The organism is Shewanella ulleungensis (assembly GCF_014648315.1).
GTDB classification, from domain to species: domain Bacteria; phylum Pseudomonadota; class Gammaproteobacteria; order Enterobacterales; family Shewanellaceae; genus Shewanella; species Shewanella ulleungensis.
This window is the reverse complement of the sequence record NZ_BMQW01000013.1, coordinates 22,933-45,313: the sequence shown is the minus strand read 5'-3', so window position 1 is coordinate 45,313 and position 22,381 is coordinate 22,933. Positions and strand designations below refer to the sequence as shown.

Annotated in this window: 22 protein-coding genes; 1 reads left to right on the top strand and 21 read right to left on the bottom strand. The window is 42.5% G+C overall.

Going from position 1 to position 22,381, the window contains the following annotated elements:
- Window positions 1–64: 64 nt before the first annotated feature.
- The 6 genes from IEY40_RS18155 to IEY40_RS18130 form a co-directional block, all read right to left on the bottom strand.
- Window positions 65–424 carry a DUF4870 domain-containing protein gene (locus tag IEY40_RS18155; RefSeq protein ID WP_188958716.1) on the bottom strand — a complete coding sequence of 120 codons (360 nt, stop codon included), beginning with the start codon at window positions 422–424 and terminating at the stop codon, window positions 65–67.
- Between the two features lie 65 nt (window positions 425–489).
- A complete protein-coding gene (locus IEY40_RS18150; protein WP_188958714.1) occupies window positions 490–1,182 on the bottom strand; it encodes an MOSC domain-containing protein in 693 nt (230 codons plus the stop codon).
- Window positions 1,183–1,399: 217 nt separating this feature from the next.
- Window positions 1,400–2,245 carry a PfkB family carbohydrate kinase gene (locus IEY40_RS18145; RefSeq protein ID WP_188958712.1) on the bottom strand — a complete coding sequence of 282 codons (846 nt, stop codon included), beginning with the start codon at window positions 2,243–2,245 and terminating at the stop codon, window positions 1,400–1,402.
- 77 nt (window positions 2,246–2,322) lie between these two features.
- A complete protein-coding gene (locus IEY40_RS18140) occupies window positions 2,323–3,660 on the bottom strand; it encodes a coproporphyrinogen III oxidase family protein (protein WP_188958710.1) in 1,338 nt (445 codons plus the stop codon).
- 260 nt (window positions 3,661–3,920) lie between these two features.
- Complete coding sequence (yqfB, locus tag IEY40_RS18135; RefSeq protein ID WP_188958708.1) at window positions 3,921–4,250, bottom strand: N(4)-acetylcytidine aminohydrolase; 330 nt, start codon at window positions 4,248–4,250, stop codon at window positions 3,921–3,923.
- 42 nt (window positions 4,251–4,292) lie between these two features.
- Window positions 4,293–5,162, bottom strand: coding sequence for an AraC family transcriptional regulator (locus IEY40_RS18130; RefSeq protein ID WP_188958706.1), 870 nt, complete (start codon window positions 5,160–5,162; stop codon window positions 4,293–4,295).
- Window positions 5,163–5,449: 287 nt separating this feature from the next.
- Here IEY40_RS18130 and IEY40_RS18125 point away from each other — a divergent pair, with 287 nt between their 5' ends.
- Window positions 5,450–6,613: an iron-containing alcohol dehydrogenase gene (locus tag IEY40_RS18125; protein WP_188958705.1), complete on the top strand. Its 1,164-nt coding sequence runs from the start codon at window positions 5,450–5,452 to the stop codon at window positions 6,611–6,613.
- A 111-nt stretch (window positions 6,614–6,724) separates the two neighbouring features.
- Here IEY40_RS18125 and IEY40_RS18120 read toward each other — a convergent pair whose 3' ends face one another.
- From IEY40_RS18120 to IEY40_RS18050, 15 genes are all read right to left on the bottom strand, one after another.
- On the bottom strand, window positions 6,725–7,057 hold the full coding sequence (locus IEY40_RS18120) for a DMT family transporter (protein WP_188958703.1): 333 nt from the start codon (window positions 7,055–7,057) through the stop codon (window positions 6,725–6,727).
- Between the two features lie 30 nt (window positions 7,058–7,087).
- Window positions 7,088–7,957, bottom strand: a complete 870-nt coding sequence (locus IEY40_RS18115; protein ID WP_188958701.1) for an EamA family transporter — start codon at window positions 7,955–7,957, stop codon at window positions 7,088–7,090.
- Between the two features lie 112 nt (window positions 7,958–8,069).
- Complete coding sequence (locus IEY40_RS18110) at window positions 8,070–8,513, bottom strand: GNAT family N-acetyltransferase (RefSeq protein WP_188958699.1); 444 nt, start codon at window positions 8,511–8,513, stop codon at window positions 8,070–8,072.
- A gap of 12 nt (window positions 8,514–8,525) precedes the next feature.
- Window positions 8,526–8,912 (bottom strand): DUF2306 domain-containing protein, encoded by a 387-nt coding sequence (locus tag IEY40_RS18105; protein WP_188958696.1) that lies wholly within the window; start codon window positions 8,910–8,912, stop codon window positions 8,526–8,528.
- A 185-nt stretch (window positions 8,913–9,097) separates the two neighbouring features.
- Window positions 9,098–10,069 carry a formate dehydrogenase subunit gamma gene (locus tag IEY40_RS18100; RefSeq protein ID WP_188958695.1) on the bottom strand — a complete coding sequence of 324 codons (972 nt, stop codon included), beginning with the start codon at window positions 10,067–10,069 and terminating at the stop codon, window positions 9,098–9,100.
- Window positions 10,070–10,149: 80 nt separating this feature from the next.
- Window positions 10,150–10,719 carry a formate dehydrogenase FDH3 subunit beta gene (gene fdh3B / locus IEY40_RS18095; protein ID WP_188958694.1) on the bottom strand — a complete coding sequence of 190 codons (570 nt, stop codon included), beginning with the start codon at window positions 10,717–10,719 and terminating at the stop codon, window positions 10,150–10,152.
- A 28-nt stretch (window positions 10,720–10,747) separates the two neighbouring features.
- Complete coding sequence (locus IEY40_RS18090; protein WP_188958693.1) at window positions 10,748–13,606, bottom strand: formate dehydrogenase subunit alpha; 2,859 nt, start codon at window positions 13,604–13,606, stop codon at window positions 10,748–10,750.
- An 18-nt stretch (window positions 13,607–13,624) separates the two neighbouring features.
- Window positions 13,625–13,822 (bottom strand): formate dehydrogenase, encoded by a 198-nt coding sequence (locus IEY40_RS18085; RefSeq protein WP_188958691.1) that lies wholly within the window; start codon window positions 13,820–13,822, stop codon window positions 13,625–13,627.
- 383 nt (window positions 13,823–14,205) lie between these two features.
- Complete coding sequence (locus IEY40_RS18080; RefSeq protein ID WP_188958689.1) at window positions 14,206–15,198, bottom strand: alpha/beta fold hydrolase; 993 nt, start codon at window positions 15,196–15,198, stop codon at window positions 14,206–14,208.
- Between the two features lie 93 nt (window positions 15,199–15,291).
- Window positions 15,292–16,212: a formate/nitrite transporter family protein gene (locus IEY40_RS18075; protein ID WP_188958686.1), complete on the bottom strand. Its 921-nt coding sequence runs from the start codon at window positions 16,210–16,212 to the stop codon at window positions 15,292–15,294.
- Window positions 16,213–16,359: 147 nt separating this feature from the next.
- Window positions 16,360–17,154 carry an EcsC family protein gene (locus tag IEY40_RS18070; RefSeq protein WP_188958684.1) on the bottom strand — a complete coding sequence of 265 codons (795 nt, stop codon included), beginning with the start codon at window positions 17,152–17,154 and terminating at the stop codon, window positions 16,360–16,362.
- An 83-nt stretch (window positions 17,155–17,237) separates the two neighbouring features.
- The gene (locus tag IEY40_RS18065; RefSeq protein ID WP_188958682.1) at window positions 17,238–17,624 is read right to left on the bottom strand and encodes a septal ring lytic transglycosylase RlpA family protein; all 387 of its coding nucleotides are present in this window, start codon (window positions 17,622–17,624) and stop codon (window positions 17,238–17,240) included.
- 215 nt (window positions 17,625–17,839) lie between these two features.
- Window positions 17,840–18,856, bottom strand: coding sequence for a formate dehydrogenase subunit gamma (locus tag IEY40_RS18060; RefSeq protein WP_188958680.1), 1,017 nt, complete (start codon window positions 18,854–18,856; stop codon window positions 17,840–17,842).
- A 47-nt stretch (window positions 18,857–18,903) separates the two neighbouring features.
- Window positions 18,904–19,500 carry a formate dehydrogenase FDH3 subunit beta gene (fdh3B, locus tag IEY40_RS18055; RefSeq protein ID WP_188958678.1) on the bottom strand — a complete coding sequence of 199 codons (597 nt, stop codon included), beginning with the start codon at window positions 19,498–19,500 and terminating at the stop codon, window positions 18,904–18,906.
- Window positions 19,501–19,525: 25 nt separating this feature from the next.
- Window positions 19,526–22,375: a formate dehydrogenase subunit alpha gene (locus tag IEY40_RS18050; protein ID WP_188958806.1), complete on the bottom strand. Its 2,850-nt coding sequence runs from the start codon at window positions 22,373–22,375 to the stop codon at window positions 19,526–19,528.
- Between the last annotated feature and the right edge of the window lie 6 nt (window positions 22,376–22,381).

Below are 22,381 nucleotides of genomic sequence, written 5' to 3'. Positions count from 1 at the left end.
TCGCACAAGACTAGTTGTATCAAGCCGAGTTTATAAGATGGGTTTTGTTAGTTAGAAACCCAATCTATTTTAAAAACTTAATTGACAACGGATATTGATAAGCTATCCCGTCGCTGGCTTTAACAATAGCCATGATGGTGCAGATAATATCTAATAATGCCAAGCCTGCTAGCAATAACACCCCGACGCCAACCAATATTAAAATAGCTGAGATTAAGGCATAAATCAGTAAGCTTAACTTAAAGTTAAGGCAGTTTTTACCGCACTGATTAGCAAACTCAAACTCGTCACGTTTCATCAACCACACAATTAGCGGACCTAACACGCTACCAAGCGGAAACACATAACCTGCAAAACTGGCGGCATGGATCAATAACCCCATGTCTTTTGCTTGTTTACTTACTTCACCTGTCGGTTCAGACATTCGATGTTCCTTATCATATTATTATTTTGTATTTGTCATTGTCATACTGGTTTACCGGTATTTAATTAACTGGCTTTACCGTATAGGCGCATTGTCCAATCTTCTATATTTTGTTGCTCCATTCTTCGCTGGAGTGAACTCACCCAGCTTTGAGCTAATCCCTCGCACTCGAGTAAAGTGAGGTATTGCGTTGCATCAAACTCGGGTAAAAAGTAAATCTGCATTGCTTTAGCCACACTAATATCGGTTTTTCGCTCAATTAAACGAATACTGTCATTTGGCTTTATATCGCCTTCAGACAAAACACGATAAAACCAACCACACATGCGGCTTTCTTGCATTGCTAGGGCAAATTTAGGATGTTCAAACTGCAAGTTAAGCTTAAAACAAGGCGAGCGAGGTTGAGTAACTTGTAACGTAACATCACCGATTTGCACAATATCGCCAATGTTAACTTGTGCTTCGTTTAAGCCAACGGTACTAATATTTTCCCCCATTGACGGTGCATCACGAAAACTCGACATTAAGTCCCAACGACGGTATTGGCCATAATGCTCCCTGGGAAAATGATGCAATACTCGGTCTAAGCCACCATGATGGTTAGGATCGGCCTCACAATTACCGACAACACGATCAAACAACACGGTTAGTTGTTTTACTGGATGCTTTTGGTTAATACAGCTGGCTACACCATTGTGCATCTGCACTTGGTCGCCTAAATACAAACCCGAAATACTATTAACCAAACGCTTATTCATCCAGATAGCCCTATTTAAGTGTGATTGCATACAATTAATATACTCAATTTTCAGGCAAAAAAAAGCCTTACTAGGGGACAGTAAGGCGATAAATAACATGGGAGAACGTACCGTTAAAAAGTCATAAGTGGTTAACTCAATAAATTACGGTACAAGTTGTATTAGACGAGAGCATCATAAACATTATTGATGACATAAAAATGACAGCAGACTCAATTTACGACAGATAGCTTTTCAGTGCCTCACCTGGAATAGAACTTTGAGTCGCGACCGCAAATGATGCCCATAACGCACCTTCGTGCATTGCCTCTGTAATCGACATTTTTTGGCATAATCCATGGATAACACCTGCAGCATAAGCATCACCTGCACCAGTTGTGTCCACCACATTAGCAAGTACAGCTGGAACATGTTGCTTTCCTTCAGCGCTATACACGATCGCACCTTGATCACCGTCAGTCACAATAAAATACTGTAATGAATCACCCGCTATGGTTTGAGCAAACTGCCATGGAGCTTGGTTACATCGGCCTTGCATATCGGTAATAGAAGCAATTAACACATGACAAGGTCGATCGCGTTGATCTTTGGCCAATTGCGCAACCACGATACAATCTGGATTATGACTTATAGCATCTTGCGCCCATTGCTCTGCACCATTGGCTGAGGAATTAATATAAAATGCGTCCCATGGTTGCCAATCTGGCGCTGCAGATAATTCAAATATCGGCCGTTGTGGTCGTATAATTGTGCGTTCGCCATCAGGTGTCATGACTAACAACATTTCGCATGTATTGCCGCTAAAGCGATGCACCAGGCGGCAATCTAACCCTAATGTGCTCGCTTTTGCTAAAATCCAATCGCCAATATCATCACTACCGACTTCGCTAACTAACGACACATTGTGTTTAGCCCACACCAAACCCAAGCCGGTATTGGCACCGCCACCACCTAAACGCAAGCCACCATCTTGATAATGAAACCGTCCACCAGTTTGCAACGGCTTATCAAGACGTAAAATACGGTCACAGTTTATATTTGCAAGTAACAAAATATTGGCCATAGCAATACCTAAAATAACCTCTAAAAAGAGTGTTAAGTATAACAAAACCAGCGTAGATCACACGGCTATCAACATAATTACATGTCAGTCTCTGCAAGCGGTTGACGTAACTGTGCACGTACATTGTCCATACCGGAATAAAACTCTTTCATCATTAACAGGCCCAACATCTTACCGTTGTCGGTCACAATTAATTCATCAGGATTAAGCGGATCATTTTTTAACGCGCCCATGGCTTTCATTGATGCCATTTCTTTAAACAAGGCTGTATCCAGATTCACGTTAAAGGTATCACGGAAATACTGACGCGATAATCGACCCGAAAACATCCCTAATAAAAAGCGGTATTGCATCACTTCTTTGAGTTGATATTTTTTCTGCTGCTCAACTGCCATGCGGCCTTGAGCAATACGTTGTTGATATTTTTTAAGCGAAAAAGTATTCACGTATAAAGTGTCATTTAAAAAACTGAATGACCCAGAACCCACACCTAGGTATTCATCGTAATCAATCACGTACTCATCAAAACCTTCATTATCGGTCTTGCCAAACGCCCATGCTGAAAGCTGGTTATACTGACCCGTTAAGCTATTTAAAATCTGACGATACTGGTTAACCATTTCGCCATGAGGAGCCGCTAATTGGCCTTTAACGCTTTTACGGGTTTGATGAGTAATCATTAACGGATAAGTGGTAATTTGGCGCGGGTCGAGCTTAGATGCCATGTCGAGATCAGATTGAATAATCTCGTCGGTTTGGCCTTTAAATCCAAAAATCAAATCAACGTTGATAATCGGAAATAACTCTTTAGCCGCCATAATGCGGTCAAATGTTTCTTGGCCTGAACCAAACTTATCTAAACGGTCGGTCATCTTTAAAATGCCATCATCAAAGCTTTGCACCCCTATCGACATTCTGTCGACAAGACCTTTTAGTTGTTTAAACTCAGGGCTTGCTAAGTGTTGCGGATCAGACTCACAAGACACTTCTTTAATGCCAGGGAACAGATTTTTTGCATGTTCAATCGTACGAGCTAACTCGTCTTCAAGCACAGTAGTCGTGCCGCCGCCAATGTACATAGACTCAAATTCATAACCTAAATCTTTTGCCATCTGCATTTCTTTACGCAGCGCAATAAAGTACTCGCGCGCTTTGTCTTCACGGAATAAAAAACGGTGAAAAGTACAAAACGAGCACAAGGTATGACAGAAGGGAATGTGGGCGTACAACATGTACTTTTTACCTTCCACCGGCTTAGGCATACGGTCAGTAGAAATAGTGTCAAGACGCAGGTTTTTATCAACATAATATTGCATCACTCGTTCCATTGAACTGATCATCCAATTGGGCACGGTAATATTGGCTTGGTAAGGTTTAATCAACTCCTGGCTGGCTGATTGAATTATTGAAGACATAGAAAATCCTAATTGAATGAAGCCCTGAGAGCAAAACCATTGATAAAAAGCGTAAACTAAACACGTATACTGTAAGCAGATAGCAAAAATACCATCATAGAGACAGTTAAAACGTGAGTTAGCCAATAGATATGCAAACTAACATGGTTGGCGTCAGTCAATTGTTAAGCAGATCATGTTTTAGACACTGCTGTTAAGGATTTTTCTCTCTAAGTAAAATGTTAGATATAACGGGTAGATACCCTGCTTGGCAGTAAGTACTAGGCTTCAACTAACGAAAATGAAATCATAAATAGACGTGGTTGGTCAGGATAAACCTTGTGTATTAACTGCTTCAGCTCATCTAATGGCAAACTCTCTTGCGTTGCATGAAACTCATTAATGTCCGCAAATGCCAGTGGCTCAACAGCCAAAATCACAATGTCGCATACCTTTACATCTGTTTCTAAAGTGAATACTTCAACTATAGTGCCTGGTTGATAATGGCTTTCACTGCTATCACGTATCGTAATGGTCTTTTGACCCGACGCCACTAACGGCGTCAAAAATTCAAAAAATGTCATTTTTGTCGGTACAGGTACTACAGACATATTCATCCCTTAATCAATAAACTAACGCAATACAAGCTCGTATTACAACCTTGCGAATTCACCCGGGCTTTGATCAAAGTAGCGTTTAAATTCACGGCTAAACTGTGCAGTACTTTCATAACCCACTTGAGTAGACACCTCTTTCACTTTCATTTTTTGGGATTGCAGTAGCTCTCGAGCTTTATTTAAACGGATTTTCTTTACATATTGAATTGGCGATGATGATGTCACCTCTTTAAAGCAGCGGTGAAACGCTGAGGGACTCATATTAACTAAGCCCGCTAATGTATCAACCTCGACCGAATCACCATAGTGTTTGTGAATATAGCTAAGGGCTTTTTCTACTCTCGACAAGCGAGTATGGCTTAACGACAAGGCATAAAGCGGCGCGGCATTTGGTGAGTCTAATAACCGGTAGAGCAACTCTAGCACCAATGCCTCCCCCATCACCTTTGCTTCTAATGGTGACTGCAAAGCTTGTAATAATCGAATAACACTGCAATCCATATCCTCAGTGCTGTCGGCAATAAAAAAGCCGCTCTGGCGAGATTCATTTAAGTCTTTTGGAATTTGATGATGTTCATCCATTAACCTGATGATGTAATTGAGTTGCACTAAGTTAATATCAACCATCAATACCAAAACAGGCTCTTCAATGCTGGCAAAGGTTTCACATTCAACGGGGAGCGGCACGGTCATCACTAATGAATGCTGGCGATCATAATCAAAGGTTTGATCTTCTATATACACCCGCTTTTTGCCCTGACCGACAATCAACACCCCCTGGGAATAGCACAATGGTCCTCGAGAAGCATACTGTGAGCCACGAAACACACGTACACCAACCAAATGAGTATCATTAACCCCTTCTTGTGGGGCTAACTGTGCCATTAGCCTTGCTATCTCACTCATAAAACCACCTTAATAAAATTAACTGTACCGCTGCCGAGCTAAGATTGATATTACCAAAAAAGTAGTAAAAGGTATTATATTTATCAAATAAACATCTTATTCAAACAAAAAAGGCAGGAATGAGCATAAACACAATAGTTCTGTGTATGTTTATTTTGACTCAAGAGACTATTATAGACACATGATTTCTGATTGCAGTTTGTGCCATTCTTAAAACCTGAAGTTTAAGAGTATGGGTAAACAGCAACATCTTTATTGTTTTATCGCTAAACCAAAAGGCGTCAATTATGCTTAACTTTAATTATCGTAACCCTACTCATGTTGTTTTCGGCAAAGACCGTATTGCAGAGTTAGATCAACTTATACCAGCAAATGCCAGAGTCTTAATCACTTATGGCGGTGGTAGCGTGCAACGTTTTGGCACGCTTGATAAAGTCAAAGCCGCATTAGGCGATCGTACTGTATTTGAATTTGGTGGTATTGAAGCCAACCCAAAATACGACACTCTATTAAAAGCTGTAGAAGTTGCACGTAATGAAAAAATCGACTTCCTACTTGCTGTCGGCGGTGGTTCAGTAATGGACGGCACCAAATTTATCGCACTTGCCACTCAGTTTGAAGGTGACACAGCAAGCCTATTAAAGCACGGTTTCAACCCAGTGCCCGTTGCTGATGATAAAGTGATTCCTCTTGGTGTGATTGCTACGCTACCTGCTACCGGCTCTGAAATGAATGCCTTTGCCGTTGTGAGCTATCAAGGCGGCAAGTTCCCGGTAAACCACCCATGTGCGTACCCAACATTTGCCATGCTAGATCCTGAGTTAACCTTCAGCTTGCCAAAAATTCAGGTGGCCAACGGTGTGGTTGACGCATTTGTGCATGTACTTGAACAATATGCCACTTATCCTGTTGATGCCCGTGTACAAGACCGCATGGCAGAAGGTATTTTACGTACCTTAATTGAAGTTGGACCTATCACTGTTGAAGAGCCAACTAACTACGATGCCCGTGCAAATTTGATGTGGAGTGCAACATCAGCCCTTAACGGCATGATTGGCACAGGTGTACCATTAGATTGGTCAACTCACATGATTGGTCATGAGCTAACTGCCCTATTTGATATTGACCACGCACAAACGCTCGCGGTGATATTGCCATCATTATGGCGCGTGCTGAAAGAACAAAAACACGCTAAATTAGTCCAATATGCAGAGCGCGTGTGGGATATAACTGAAGGTGATGAAGCAAGCCGCGTAGACCAGGCTATTGATAAGACTGAAGCTTTCTTCAAGCAAGTGGGTTTACCAGTGCGTTTACGCGACCATGGTGTAACGCAAGAGCAACTAGCTCAAGTTGTTGACGCGTTAGAAGCCCACGGCATGACTGCATTATCTGAAAGCGGTAAAGTTGATTTAGCCACCAGCCGTAAGATTTTAGACATGGCGTGGTAATGAGCTTGTAATCGAAGCAACATTTGGTTGCTTCGACTTAACCCCAACTAAAAAGGGCTTAACAATGACATACATTGTTAAGCCCTTTTTGATTAGCCTGTCTTTTTTACGCTAATGCGGAGTCACATTAGAAAATAAATTCATTATCACCACACCTATCAGAATAAACCCCATACCAACTAGTGCGCCTAAATCTAATTTTTGACCGTACAACACCCACGCTATCAGGGTAATTAATACAATTCCAAGGCCTGCCCATGTGGCATAAGCGACGCCGACCGGGATCCCTTTTAATGCAAGAGAAAGAAAGTAAAAAGACAACACATAGCCAATAATAACCAAAACTGAAGGCGCAATTTTAGTAAAACCGTCACTGGCTTTAAGCGCGGAGGTGGCTACCACTTCCGTTAAAATAGCTACACTTAACAATAACCAACTTTTCATTTTACATACCATAAGCTAACAAAAATAATGCTACACACCCATCTCGACTGCTTTTTTAGGGGTGAAGCTACTTCCTATTGAAGCAAGTATCACTAAACCAATTGCAGACCACTGAAGTACGGTTAATTGCTCACTTAAAATAACAAATCCAGCCAAGGCAGCAATTGCCGGCTCTAAACTCATAAGTACACTAAAGGTCTGAGTGGGCATATTACGCAGCGCGACCATCTCTAATGAATAGGGTAATGCACTTGATAACACCCCAACTAATAAGCCAAGTGGCAACACATCCCAGCTCAGCAACGCTAAACCTTGGGTAACAGCCCCCACTGGGACCAATACCACTGCAGCGACAGTCATCCCTAACGCAACAGTAATACCACCAGAGGCTTGCTTGCCTGTACGAGTACCAAATAAAATATACCCGGCCCAACAAGCTCCAGCGCCTAAAGCCATTAATGCACCGACTAAATCAAGCCCTTGTGCACTAGACAAGCTTGGCATCAGCAACAAAATTCCTGCTATGGCGCAAGCAACCCAAAACAAATCACTTTTACGCTTAGAGCTAAATAATGCCACAGCTAAAGGCCCGGTAAATTCTAGAGCGACGGCAATTCCTAGGGGGATACGTTCAATAGCCAGATAAAATAAAATATTCATTCCACCAAGGAACAGCCCATAAATAATAATGCTTTGCCAATCACGGCCCTTAGGCAGTGCACGCCAAGGACGGAATACTAACCACAATACTGCAGCAGCAAAGCCTAAACGTAACGCCGTGGTACCTTCTGGCCCTACAATAGGGAAAAGTTGTTTTGCTAATGAGGCACCAGACTGAATCGTCACCATTGCCAGCAATACACTACCGACTGCGATTAGAAGTACACGATTGATTTGCATAGAAAAAGCCCAAAAATTAAAAACGCAATAACGGCATTCTACATGAGCAAGTTAAAACCGAGCAGCAATAAATATCATCATGCACAGAAGTCATACCATTAAGAGATGAATCTTATGCCTGTGCGATGTTTTTTATAAAGGCGATTTTGCTATTCATTGTTGAACCATTATTGTCATAACCACAGATATGATAACCACTGGCAATAAGCATATGTAACATGTTGGGAAACTGATTCATGGACTTAACCTTAATCGCTTTAAATCCTTGCGCAACAGCCCAAGACTCTTGCATCTGGCGCAACTGAGAAGCGACTTTCATTTCTCTGTGCTGTGGTGTAACACCGCCAAGCCAACTGTAAAACTCATCATGATTGAGCGAGTAGCCCACTTTAAAACCAATAGGCGTTTTATTGTACTTAGCCACTAAAATTAAAGCGCTTTTACCTGCAAGACGCTCGGCAATTGTGGTTGCCTTAATGCTATTGCCAAACTCAGGTACGAATGCAAGTACCGCGACGATATCGTCTACCGTACCTTCAATAAATTGGTAAGTCATAATGCCCTCTCTTTATCCCACTAACCAACTATGTAATAACCGACCCGGCATAACCGCAAATGTTCCCGCAACAATTAACCCTCCGCAATACAACACAATCATGCTGCGTTTATGGCCATTAACATTACCTTTTCTAATATAAAAATACCCCGCTGGTACCGCGTAAAGTGTTAATAGGCTGAGTAAATGTATGTAACCAAAATGATTAAAAAATAGCGAGCCTAATTGCGCAGGCATAAACAAAGACACCATGGCGGTAAACAACATCGACAGCATATAAATTTTACCTAATGATTTGTGTTTAGGCGTCCCTTTTTTGACGAGCAGTAAATAGGTACCAATCAAAAAAGCCGGCACCACCGTGGCTAAATGCAGATAAGCTAAATAAACATAATCCATATGCTTGCTTCTCCCTTAAAAATATCGTTTACCCGGAAAGTTAATGGTTTGTGCGATACGCAGTGTTTCAAGATAGTGCATAAAGCCATTATTAATCAATAATGATGAAGCCTCTTTCTTAGGCATAAATAAAAACACCTTATCAGTTGCCCAATAAGGTGTTTAACAGGTGATATGGCATTAATTTACTTTTTGTAAGTTAAGGTGCCATTTTGTTTGATCTCATCAAACCACAAATTGTGATGTTGTGTGGCCCAGTTTTCGTCGCAGTAGCCAGATACCATGCACTCCATACCGCCTTCAGACATAACTGTCGCCATAAAGATATGCACGATAGAGAATGCTGTAATGATAATGGCGCTCACAGAGTGAAGCACTAAAGCTATTAAGCTCAAGGTACGGCTTGGTTCAAATATATTTGGGAACAGTAACAACATGCCTGAGGCACAAATCACTAGACCAAATAGCGCAAACGTCCAAAACCATAATTTTTCACCGGCGTTAGCAAATCCTGCGTCAGGGTGTTTACCTTTAAATGGACCAAAATTAATATAACCACCCACAACGATCATCCACTTGATGTCGTACATTTTTGGCATTTGATTTTTAGCCCAAAGTACGGTCATTAGTAACCAACCGAACATAAATGGAATAGCCATGTAGTCATGCACTAATTTAGCGGCATTAATTAATCCAGCCCACAAGCCTTCACTCAAATATGGGTGGAAAAAGAAACGGCCCGCTAACAAAGTTAACCCGGTTAAAATCAGTAATAAGCAAGGTATTGCACCCAACCAGTGAATACTGACATCAAACTTTGACCAACGATGTACCATTTTTCCAGAAAAACCACCGTGTAATTTTGAAATGCCATTTACTTTAATAAACAACACAAACACGATAATCATGCCGAACAACGCAGCCATAATGGCGGGTGCTAGTAAATCGCTACGTAGCTGAAAAACACGCATATCGTAGGTATTAATTAGCTGGTTATGAGCCTGGCCTTTAGACGTAGTAACGCCTTGAGCCCCCTCTTTTACCTGCGTCCACATTAGCTCATTGGCTGAACTTGGCTCTTCTGCGGTATTTGCCAGGGCAAAACCACAAAATAGTAAACTCAGCGCTACAGATAACGCGATTAGTATTTTTTTCATGTTACATCCTTTTGATGTCGCTAGATGCTCAATATCTTGAATACCTAGCAACACTTGGAAACTAACTTAGCAACAGAGAATTAACCCCAAATCGCCTTGTTAGACCCACGAGAAGCAACACGCTCACGGTAGATATTTGATACCACACCGGCATCACCCGCAAGCAACGATTTAGTTGCACATAACTCAGCACACATTGGCAACTTACCTTCTGCAATACGGTTAGATCCGTATTTGAGACGTTCAGCTTCTGAATGATCTTCTTCAGGGCCGCCCGCGCAGAAAGTACATTTATCCATTTTTCCACGGCCACCAAACGTTGACTGTTGTGGAAACTGAGGTGCGCCAAAAGGACACGCATAAAAACAATATCCACATCCGATACAGGTATCTTTATTGTGTAGTACGATGCCGTCTTCGGTACGGTAGAAACAATCTGTAGGACATACCGCCATACAAGGTGCGTCAGTACAGTGCATACACGCCACTGAAATAGAAGCTTCACCTGGTACACCGTCGTTAATTGTCACTACGCGACGACGCTGAATACCCCACTCTAGTGCAGAGTCGTTTTCGTTTTTACATGCAGTGACACAGCCATTACATTCAATGCAGCGCTTGGTATCACATAAAAATTTCATTGTAGCCATATTGGCAATTCTCCTAGCTTAACTGCAATTACGCTTTTTCAATCTGACAAAGTGATGCTTTGGTTTCTTGCATTTGAGTCACTGGGTCATAACCATAAGTCAATGCAGTGTTAGCCGATTCACCGATAACGTAAGGCACTGTGCCTTCTGGATAGTTAGCCGCTAAACTTTCCCCGTGCATAACACCGGCAAAGTGATATGGCATCCAAGTAACACCAGGCTTAACACGTGGCGTAACCATAGCTTTAATCTTAATTCGGCCACCCTCAGCACCTTCAAGCCATACCGTGTCACCATCACGTAAACCGCGGTCAGCTGCATCAGCTGGACTAATTTCAACAAACATTTGTTGCTGCAGTTCAGCAAGCCAAGGGTTAGAGCGTGATTCTTCGCCACCACCTTCATACTCAACTAAACGGCCAGATGTTAGTACCAGTGGATATTTAGCCGAACTATCACGCTCTTGAATCGATTTGTACAAGGTCGGCAAACGGTGTACTTGCATGTCATTATAAGTAGGATACTTGGACACTAGATCGCGACGCGGCGTGTATAACGGTTCGCGGTGAATAGGCACTTGATCAGGGAAGTTCCACACGATACAACGTGCTTTTGCGTTACCGTAAGGAATACAACCATGCTTCATCGCCACGCGCTGAATACCACCTGAAATATCGGTTTTCCAGTTTTGACCTTCTGCATGTTGCTTTTCTTCAGTGGTGAGATCATCCCACCAGCCAAGCTGTTTAAGCATGTCTGCCGTAAATTCTGGATAACCATCTTCAATTTCAGAACCTAAAGAGAAACTGCCTTCGGCTAATAAATTTTCTCCAAGGTATTCAACACCATAACGAGCACGGAAGTTACCGCCACCCTGCAGCACATGCTTGCTTGTGTCATACAAAATTTGGGTGCCTGGGTGTTTCTGCTCTGGCGTGCCCCAACATGGCCAAGGTAAACCGTAAGTTTCGCCTTTAAGCTCGCCACCAAGCGCTTCTAAGGTCTTATTGCTAAACAAGCCCCAGTTTTGGGTATGTTGTTTAAGACGCTCAGGGCTTTGGCCAGACATACCAATAGTCCACATGCCGCGGTTAATTTCTCGAGTAATGTCTTCAATCACTAACATGTCGCTAGCATCTTTGGCGATACGCTTGGTGTACTCTTTATCAAAGCCTAGTTTTTGCGATAAGCGATACATGATTTCAAGGTCAGTTTTCGACTCAAATAAAGGCTCAATAACTTTTTCACGCCATTGCTGGCTACGTCCTGAGTTTGACACTGAACCTTCAGTTTCAAACTGAGTCGCAGCAGGCAATAAATACACGCCATCTTGACGACGATGCATCACACCGGCCATGGTAGGAAATGGATCGACAACGACGACAGTTTCCAGTTTATCTAATGCATCGCGTACATCAGATTGACGAGTTTCAGTATTAACTGACTGCCCCCAAAAGAAAGCCATTCGCACACGATCTCGTTGGGCTAATTTTTCAGGGTTTTCTAATACGCCGTCGTGCCAGCGAGAGCAAGGAATACCTGGAGTATTCATTGGTACACTGCCTAAGTATTCGTTTTGGTCAAAACGCGATTTAACCCAATTTAAATCTAAACTCCAAACGTTGGTCCAATGGTCCCAGGCGCCAGAGGTTAATCCGTAGTAACCTGGTAAGTTATCAAATAACAAACCTAAATCGGTCGCACCTTGCACGTTATCGTGGCCACGGAAAATGTTAGTACCACCGCCAGATACACCCATGTTGCCAAGTGCAAGCTGTAAAATACAATAAGCACGAGTGTTGGCATTACCTACGTGATGTTGAGTTCCCCCCATACACCAGATAACAGTACCTGGACGGTTTTCTGCCATGATTTTAGCGGCTTGATAGACTTCGTCTTCGCTACAACCAGTAATGTGTGCCACTTCCTTAGGAGGAAACTTCTTCACTTCGGCGCGAATTGATTCCATTTCGAAAACACGCTCTTTGATAAAGTTTTTATCTTCCCAGCCGTTTTCAAAAATGTGCCATAACATCCCGTAAATAAATGGAATGTCAGTACCAGGACGTAGACCGCAATGTAGATCAGCATGCGCAGCAGTACGTGAGAAACGCGGATCAACGACTACGATTTTGGCGTTATTTTTTTCTTTGGCGATTAAGATATGTTGCATTGCAACCGGATGCGCCTCAGCAGGATTAGCACCGATAAAAAAGATTGCATTCGCATTTTGGATATCATTAAAAGAGTTCGTTTGCGCACCATAGCCCCAAGTGTTAGCAACACCGGCTACCGTGGTAGAGTGACAAATACGTGCAGAATGGTCGACATTGTTTGTCCCCCACATTGCTGCAAGTTTACGATACATGTAACAGCCTTCGTTCGAAAACTTAGCGCTCCCCATAAAGTAAACAGAATCTGGACCAGACTCATTGCGAATATCCATCATCTTGTCACCAACTTCATTAAAAGCTTGATCCCAAGAGATTTTTTTCCACTTTCCACCCACTAATTTCATTGGGTATTTTAGACGTTTTTCACCGTGGCCATGCTCACGTAACGCAGCACCTTTAGCACAATGACCTCCTGCATTAAATGGATGATCAAATGCTGGTTCTTGGCCTGTCCATACACCATTTTGAACTTCAGCGTATAATCCACAACCCACGGCACATGCACTGCATATTGTACGTTTGATTTCTGTTGGAGCATTGTGTGGTACATCTTTCGCTTCAGCGCGGCGGATCATACCAGTACCCATCATAGACGCTGCGGCAATACCACCAGTCGCAACACCCATTTGCTTCATAAACTGACGACGATTAATACCAAGCTTATTAGAAGCATTATTGGTAGCAGCCGTATCTGACTTGCGAGTTAATTTCATCGCTTAAAATCTCCTAAACTAGCCGCGTAAGCTATCGTAATAACTGCGAATATGGGCTGTTTCTTGATAGCCTTTAATGTGAGAAGTGCTTGCACTTTGCTCTGTTGCGTTGGCAACCTTAATGCCTGTCGCGGCAATCGCGACGCCTGCTGTACTACCTATAGTGATAGCTTTCAGCAAAGATCTGCGATTCAGATCAGGTTGTTGCTTACTCATGTAATCTCCATCGAAATATATGCTTGCTGTAACACACTACAAATGCTGCATAATTGTTATAAAAATAAACGTAACACCTTGCCTAAGCTCAGTATTTAAATTTCGCAGCGATAATAAGAGGGGCAAGAGGAGGATTAGTTGATCTACATTAAGAATGAGCAAGATTATTGATACGAATAACAAGAAATAACTTATAGATCACATTGATGACAGGCTAAAAAAGTAACATTGCGTAAAATCGACAAAGCTCGGCAGAGCATGCTATCAAACATGAATAAGAACATAAGCTCTGGGTGGTATTAATTAATAAAAAACACCCCGAGCCCTAAAGTTCGAGGTGTCTGTAGGTTGGCCATTATTTTCAGTCAAACAACCCTGTTATGTTATTTACTCAGCGCTTGATTAAACGCTTTAGTAAAGACTTCATAATCTTCAATTTGCGGCATGTGGCCAAGCCCTTCAAGTTCAATTAATGTCGAGCCTTTAATTAACTGATGAGCATTAACGCCAAGCTTTTTGTAATCACCTAATGTTCTAGTAACACCCTCTTTGAGCCAACCGCGACCAGGGCCAGTTTGGTCTCGAGTACCGATTATGAGTACCGTTTCACTGGTTATTTGCGAAAATCTATCGACGACGTTTTCTGAAAAAATCGGGCCGTAAGTTAATGCATTATTCCAAGCAACAATAGGCCAATCTTCGCCTGCCAACATCCCTTGCATGGGCACTAATAATTTCTCGTATTCATCAGACCATTTTCCATCGTAATAATTGGCTTTTTGGTAGTTTCTTGCTTTATCGACACTGGCGGCTAGCTCATTTTTATAGAAAAAGTTAACGTCTTTAAATTGCACATATCGACTGTAATCTTCTAACCCAATTGGGTTAATCAAAATAAGCTTATTAATTGCACTTGGGTAATTAACCGCAAAAGTTGTCGCTAACATACCACCCATAGAGTGACCAACAAGATCAAACTTATTAATATGTAAGCTGTCTAATAACGACTTAGTATTTAAGGCTAATTGACCAAAACTGTATTGATAAAACTCCGGTTTGGTTGATTTACCAAAGCCAATTTGATCAGGAATAATGACTCTATAACCCTTGGCTAGTAGATCATTTGCAACCTGCTCCCAGTAGTAGCCGGAGAAGTTTTTGCCGTGTAACAGTACAATAACTTTCTTAGCGTCTTTAGCGCCCACATCCATATAGCGCATCGCTAAATCTTTGCTTTGCGAGTTAAAATTAAACGTCTGTACCTCAAATGGATAATTAAACCCATCCAACTCTTTATTATATTTAACGGATTCTGCAGCAAATGCAGGTGCAAACACTGTAAATAGGCTCAATAATACTAAATAAAAACGCTTCATATCTATCTCACTCAAAGAAATGATAAACCAATAAAAACTGTAAAATACCAGCCACTTAAATCTAACACAACATCGTTTAATTCATCTGTCGAACTACATTTCTTGGCGAACTTGACCATAAGCTAACATTGCAAACAAGCCTGTGCCACCAATGATATTACCAAGTAACGTTGGGCCAATGTAATGTGTCCACGCAGTAAAGAAATTTAACTCCCCATTAAGCACTAAGGTAAATATTTCATTCGAACCCGCAATAACATGAGTGAACTCACCTGCTGCAATTAACCAGGTAAACATGATGATGACCAGTAACTCAGATCCTTTTGCAGAAGGTAACATCCACACCAATGCCGCAATAAAAAATCCAGCAGGAATACCACGTAATAACGATTCAGATGGCGTTAACTCTGCAACATGTCGTGATATCTGTAATATCGCGCTAAATATATCTTCCGTTAATATTCCACCATGCACCACCATAGCGGCTGTAAAAAAAGTGCCGACAAAATTAGCTCCTAGCACCACAGCCCATAAGCGGGCAGTGCTCACTAGGCTTTGCTTTGTGGTGTTTGCCAATAACGGCAAAATTACGGTAATGGTATTTTCAGTAAATAGCTGCAGTCTGGCTAAAATCACCAGAACAAAGCCAAAGGTATAGCCCAGGCTTTCAATCAAAGATAAATAAGGATGATCGCTACCAAGATTGCTGCGGATAACTGCTTCCGCTAATACCGAAGATGAAATACCGATTCCGGCAGCAATACCTGACCACCACAAAGATAGCATTGGTCGCTCTAATTCTTCTTGCCCTTCTCTGAGTATGATTGAGTATACGGTCAGCGACGAAAGGCTGCTATTTTCAGCTACAGCTTCACGCTCAGAACCTGTTAAGGCCATTTCTGATGGGGTTGTTTCTTGTTCCCGAGCTTCACGTTTGACCGCTTTGTCGTTAGATTGCATATTCGACGTTGCCGCGTGACGATTGTCGGGTTGATTAGGTCCATTTTGTGTCATGATGCTTTCCTTTTCTGGGTTAAACTTAGGGCTTATTCATCTTTTGATGCTTTGCCGTCAAGACAACCAGGTCTAGTTTGATACCCCTATTTAAAAGCGTAATAAATACCCTCTATTGTTGTTAATACTTGTTGATGATTACAACGCTTAATTCGCATTTTTAGGTAATAAGTTATATGCATCCCTAACAGTATCATAGCCATATTGCCGCTCTAATTTACGTACAATAAAATGGCCTCTGGCCATGTCTTGAAAGTGGTCAATAAACAAAGTGTTAATGAGCGCACCACCGGCTGCGCCTATTGCTGGTATGGCTTGAGCTGCAGCTTTTTGTGTGACTTGTACGCCAAATTTCTCAGCTATATTACTGATGAGTTTGACTAAAAGAGGCGCGGCTTCGTCGGTAATGCCTTTTTTAACCATAAACTCAGCCGCTTCTGACACCGATTTAGCCAGCGCAGCTCTCACAGCAAAGTAACCTGATTCACTGCTATCGTCTAAATCACTCGCGCCGCCTAAAGCAAACACTTCTAAACAGGCCATTTTTGTATCTAAAGAGGTAATTAATTCACCTTCACTGCGGGCAATATCCGCAATAGAACGCAACATAATAGAAGTTGAAACCGGAAGTTCAACTGCAATAGCGGCCAAACCAAAAAATCCCCCCATTCCACCACTTACCGCGACACCTAGTTTGTGCCAACGATTAGATGACGCTTCTCCAGGAATGTCTTTCATTGTAAAGATAGCGGCTTCAGAGGCTTTCATTAGTGATTTTTCGGTGACGTTAGCGATATTTCTATTCCAGTTATCGGGTAATAACGCCAACCCCTTTTCAATCGGTGTACCGATATAATTCGTTATTTTGACCGCCAAACCAGGGTTTTCTAATAATGACTTAGCAATAGCCAACTCTTTCTGATGTGACTCTGAAATATTCACTCATTCCCCTTCGCAATAAATCAATGCATTCGAACAAAACGCTCTCTGGCTAGCGTTACTCCAAAAAGCATTAGAAGTATAAACTATCTGACAACTTCAATTTTAACCTCGATTACCCCTGCCGAAATATTGCTAATACTGCTGAATGCCGATTTGGATAGATCGATAATCCGTCCTTTTACAAAAGGACCACGATCATTAATATTAACGATAACACTTTTACCATTGGCAATATTAGTGACTTTAACATTCGCACCAAAGGGTAACGTTTTATGGGCGGCAGTTTTAAAATTGTGCTGGTATACATCTCCATTGGCAGTTTGGTTATTTTGGTGAATATCTGAATAATATGAAGCTTGGCCAAACTCAGTAAAACCTATCCGATCACGACTATCGGGCTGGATAGTAGAACAGCCAACCAGGATTAATGAAAATGAAAACAGTAGAAATATTCGAGAAATGGCAACCATGTTTAATCTTATTGTGTGTTCACATAACGAGCCAAGACTTTCACTCGCTTTGTCGTGTCATCATGTGATGAACAGTAACTGACTTTGAATAGTGATTCAAATGAAACTATCGATAAGACTTATGCTTATTATCCAATAAAAAACACCTTGTGAGTCGCCCCACAAGGTGTTTTAGATTTACAATAATCGAGTGCATTCACACTACGACTGTAAGCTTACTCTTTGTATTTTAGCGTGCCATCGGCTTTGATTTCGTTGTACCACACATTGTGGTGCTGCGAAGCCCAGTTTTCATCACAATAGCCTGATACCATACACTCCATACCGCCTTCGCTGAGTACAGTCGCCATCCATATATGCACAATCGTAAATGCGATTAAAATCGTCGCGCTTACACCGTGAATAAGTAAGGCAATCATAGACAGCTCACGTGGCAATTCAAGTGTAGGGAACACTAGCATAACTCCGGTAGCACTGATGCTAAGACCAAAAATAGCTAAAGTCCAAAACCACATTTTTTCACCCGCATTGGCAAATCCACTGTCTGGATGCTTACCTTTAAACGGACCAAAATTAATGTAGCCACCTACCACTAAAAACCATTTTAAATCATACATTTTAAAGGTTTGTAGTGGCATCCACTTAATAATACACAACAACCAAGAGACCATGAAAATAGGCCCCGACCAGTCGTGGGTAAACTTACTAAAGGCAATGACTCCAGCCCAAATGCCGTCGCCGACATAGGGGGCTAGAAAATGCCGACCTAGCATAATAACCAAACCCGTTAACATAAGCGTTAGGCAAGATATCGCCATAACCCAATGTAACCAGAGGTCAGCTTTGCTCCATCGAAGTACCATTTTGCCTGAAAAGCCTTTACTCAGTTTTGATGGACCATTAACTAAGTAAAATACCAAAAAGGCTGCAAAAACACCGACAACAGCTAAGCCGATGGCGGGTTTTAGATAAGTATTTCGCAATGCCTTACCTTCATTACCTGCGACATTGATAAGTACATCGGCTTCTAGGGCTTTATCTGTACTGTATCCCGGTTCGCCGGCTTTAACTGCGCGCCAGAGATCTGCATCGCTGGTTTTCGACTTTGCTTGTTGCTGGCTAGATTGTTCATCCGCGGCATACACCGGCGATGTAACCAACCCCAATCCCATACACAGAACCAACAGAGCAAACATCCTGCGCAGTGATTTGTTTAACGTTAAAGTTAACATTGTCACTCCTTATATGGCTGCGAACTTAATCGCAGCACATGCTCTGGTTAGATCATTTCGCCGGTTTTAGGGTTGTAGCCCCAAATCACATTTGGATTACCGCGTGATGCCATACGTTGACGGTAAATGTCAGACACAATGCCTGCATCGCCCGCTAGTAACGCTTTGGTTGAACACAACTCGGCACACATTGGTAATTTACCTTCTGCAATACGGTTAGAACCGTATTTGAGGCGCTCTGCTTCAGAATGATCTTCTTCAGGGCCACCTGCACAGAAAGTACATTTATCCATTTTGCCACGGCTACCAAATGCAGTCTTTTTAGGGAACTGCGGTGCACCAAACGGACAAGCATAGAAACAGTATCCACAACCGATACAGGTATCTTTATTGTGTAACACTATGCCGTCTTCGGTACGGTAGAAACAGTCTGCAGGGCATACCGCCATACAAGGTGCGTCGGTACAGTGCATACATGCTACTGATATTGATGCTTCTCCTGGTTCACCATCGTGAAGTGTCACCACGCGGCGACGTTGAATACCCCACTCTAAAGCAGAGTCGTTCTCGTTTTTACAAGCTGTGACGCAACCGTTACACTCGATGCAGCGTTTGGTGTCACACAGAAATTTCATGACTGCCATAATGGCTTATCTCCTCATCAAGTGTTTAGGCTTTGCTGATCTGACACAAGCTAGACTTAGTCTCTTGCATCTGAGTCACAACGTCATAGCCATAGGTCATTACGGTGTTAGCTGATTCGCCAATCACGTAAGGTACAGTGCCTTCTGGGTAGTTTTTCTCTAGGCTCTTGCCTTCAAATACACCCGCAAAGTGGTACGGCATAAAACATTCACCAGCAATAACACGTGGTGTCACCATTGCTTTAACAGTGATTTTTGCCCCTTCTGGGCTGTGAACAAACACGTCATCACCATCACGTAAACCGCGATCTGCAGCATCTGCTGGGTTGATCTCGATAAACATTTCTTGCTGTAGTTCTGCAAGCCATGGGTTTGAACGTGATTCTTCGCCACCACCTTCGTATTCAACCAAACGTCCGGTTGTTACAGCAAGTGGATAGTCGGTAGCAAAATCCTTGTCTTGAATTGACTTATAAAGTGTCGGTAGACGCGCCACCATACGGTCTTCATAAGTTGGGTACTTAGCCACTAAGTCACGACGAGGGGTGTATAACGGTTCGCGGTGTAATGGAATGTCATCAGGGAAGTTCCATACAATACAACGCGCTTTTGCGTTACCGTAAGGAATACAACCGTGCTTAATTGCCACACGTTGAATACCACCAGAAATATCTGTTTTCCAGTTTTGCCCTTCTGCTTTTACTTTTTCTTCCGCTGTAAGGTCGTCCCACCAGCCAAGCTGCTTAAGCATATCGGCTGTAAACTCTGGATAACCGTCTTGAATTTCAGACCCTTTCGAGAAAGAGCCTTCAGCAAGAATGTTATTACCTTCATGTTCAACACCATAACGTGCACGGAAATTACCGCCACCGTCTTTAACTTCACGGCCAGTACGATATAAAATTTGCGTACCAGGGTGTTTCTGCTCTGGTGTGCCCCAACAAGGCCAAGGTAAACCATAAGTTTCACCTTTGGCTGGGCCGCCAGGTGCTTCAAGTGAGTTAACGTCAAACGTGCCCCAGTTTTCTTGGTGCATTTTTAAACGTTCTGGGCTTTGGCCTGTGTAACCAATCGTCCACATACCCGTGTTAAATTCGCGGGTGATGTCTTCAATTAATGGTTCTTCACCATTGACTTTGATGTGCTTACAGAATTGCTCTGCAACGCCCCATTTTTTAGCCAATTTATACATGATGATGTGGTCAGGTAAAGACTCAAATAGTGGTTCAATAACTTGCGAGCGCCACTGAAGTGATCGGTTTGATGCAGAAACAGAGCCATAGGTTTCAAACTGCGTTGCTGCTGGTAGTAAATACACGCCATCTTGGCGTTCATGCATAACACCGGCCATAGTTGGGAATGGATCGACTACCACAATGGTGTCCATTTTGTTGAGTGCTTCTCGCACTTCACGACCACGGGTTTCGGTGTTAACTGACTGTCCCCAAAAGAAGCCCAGACGAATATTGTCTTTTTGGGCAATCTTAGTTTTGTCTTCTAACACGCCATCGTGCCAACGTGAACAAGGAATACCTGCTGAGGTTTGTGGGTCTTGGCCTAAGTATTGAGCTTGGTCGAAACGACTTTTAATCCAGCTTGGCTCTAGATCCCACACATTGGCCCAATGGTCCCATGCACCTGACGTTAAACCGTAATAGCCTGGTAAGTTATCAAATAACAAACCAAAGTCTGTTGCACCCTGTACGTTATCGTGACCACGGAAAATGTTTGTTCCGCCGCCTTCAATACCCATGTTGCCAAGGGCTAGCTGTAAAATACAGTAAGCACGAGTGTTAGCATTACCAATATGATGCTGAGTACCACCCATACACCATACGATGGTGCCAGGTTTAGTTTCTGCCATCATTTTAGCTACGCGATACATTTGCGCTTTTGGCACACCAGCAACATGCTCTACTTCTTCTGGAGTGTATTTTTTCACTTCTTCCTGAATACGTTCCATGCCGTATACACGTTGAGAAATGAACGAATCATCTTGCCAGCCGTTTTCGAAGATGTGCCATAACAGACCATAAATAAATGGAATGTCGGTACCTGGACGAATATGAACATATTCATCAGACTTAGCCGCTGTACGAGTAAAGCGTGGATCAACTACGATGATTTTGGCACCGCGTTCTTTACCAATCAAAATGTGCTGCATCGCCACTGGGTGAGCTTCACATGGATTAGAACCAATAAACATCATGCACTTTGAGTTGCGCATGTCATTAAACGAGTTAGTTTGCGCACCGTAACCCCAAGTGTTTGCAACACCGGCTACAGTGGTAGAGTGACAAATACGTGCAGAGTGGTCGATATTATTCGTGCCCCACATTGCCGCTAATTTGCGATACATATAAGATTGTTCGTTTGAAAACTTAGCACTACCCATAAAATAAACTGAATCAGGACCAGACTCTTGACGAATCGTTTCCATTTTATCGCCTACTTCATTGATGGCTTGCTCCCATGATAGACGCTTCCATTTACCCCCTTCTAATTTCATTGGGTATTTTAAGCGTTTTTCACCGTGACCATGCTCACGTAATGCTGCACCTTTAGCGCAGTGTCCACCTTGGTTAAATGGATGATCGAACGCAGGCTCTTGCCCAGTCCAGACACCATTTTGTACTTCGGCGTAAATACCACAACCAACAGAACAATGAGAACAAATCGTTCTTTTCACTTCTGTAGGTGCGTTATGAGGCACATCTTTTGCCTCTGCTTTACGCATCATACCTGCACCAAGCATTGATGCTGCGGCAATACCACCGGTCGCCAAACTGGCAGACTTGAGGAATTGACGTCGGTTAAGACCTAAGCCGGACGTTGTTTTAGTCGCGACTGTGTCTGATTTGCGGGTTAATCGCATCACACA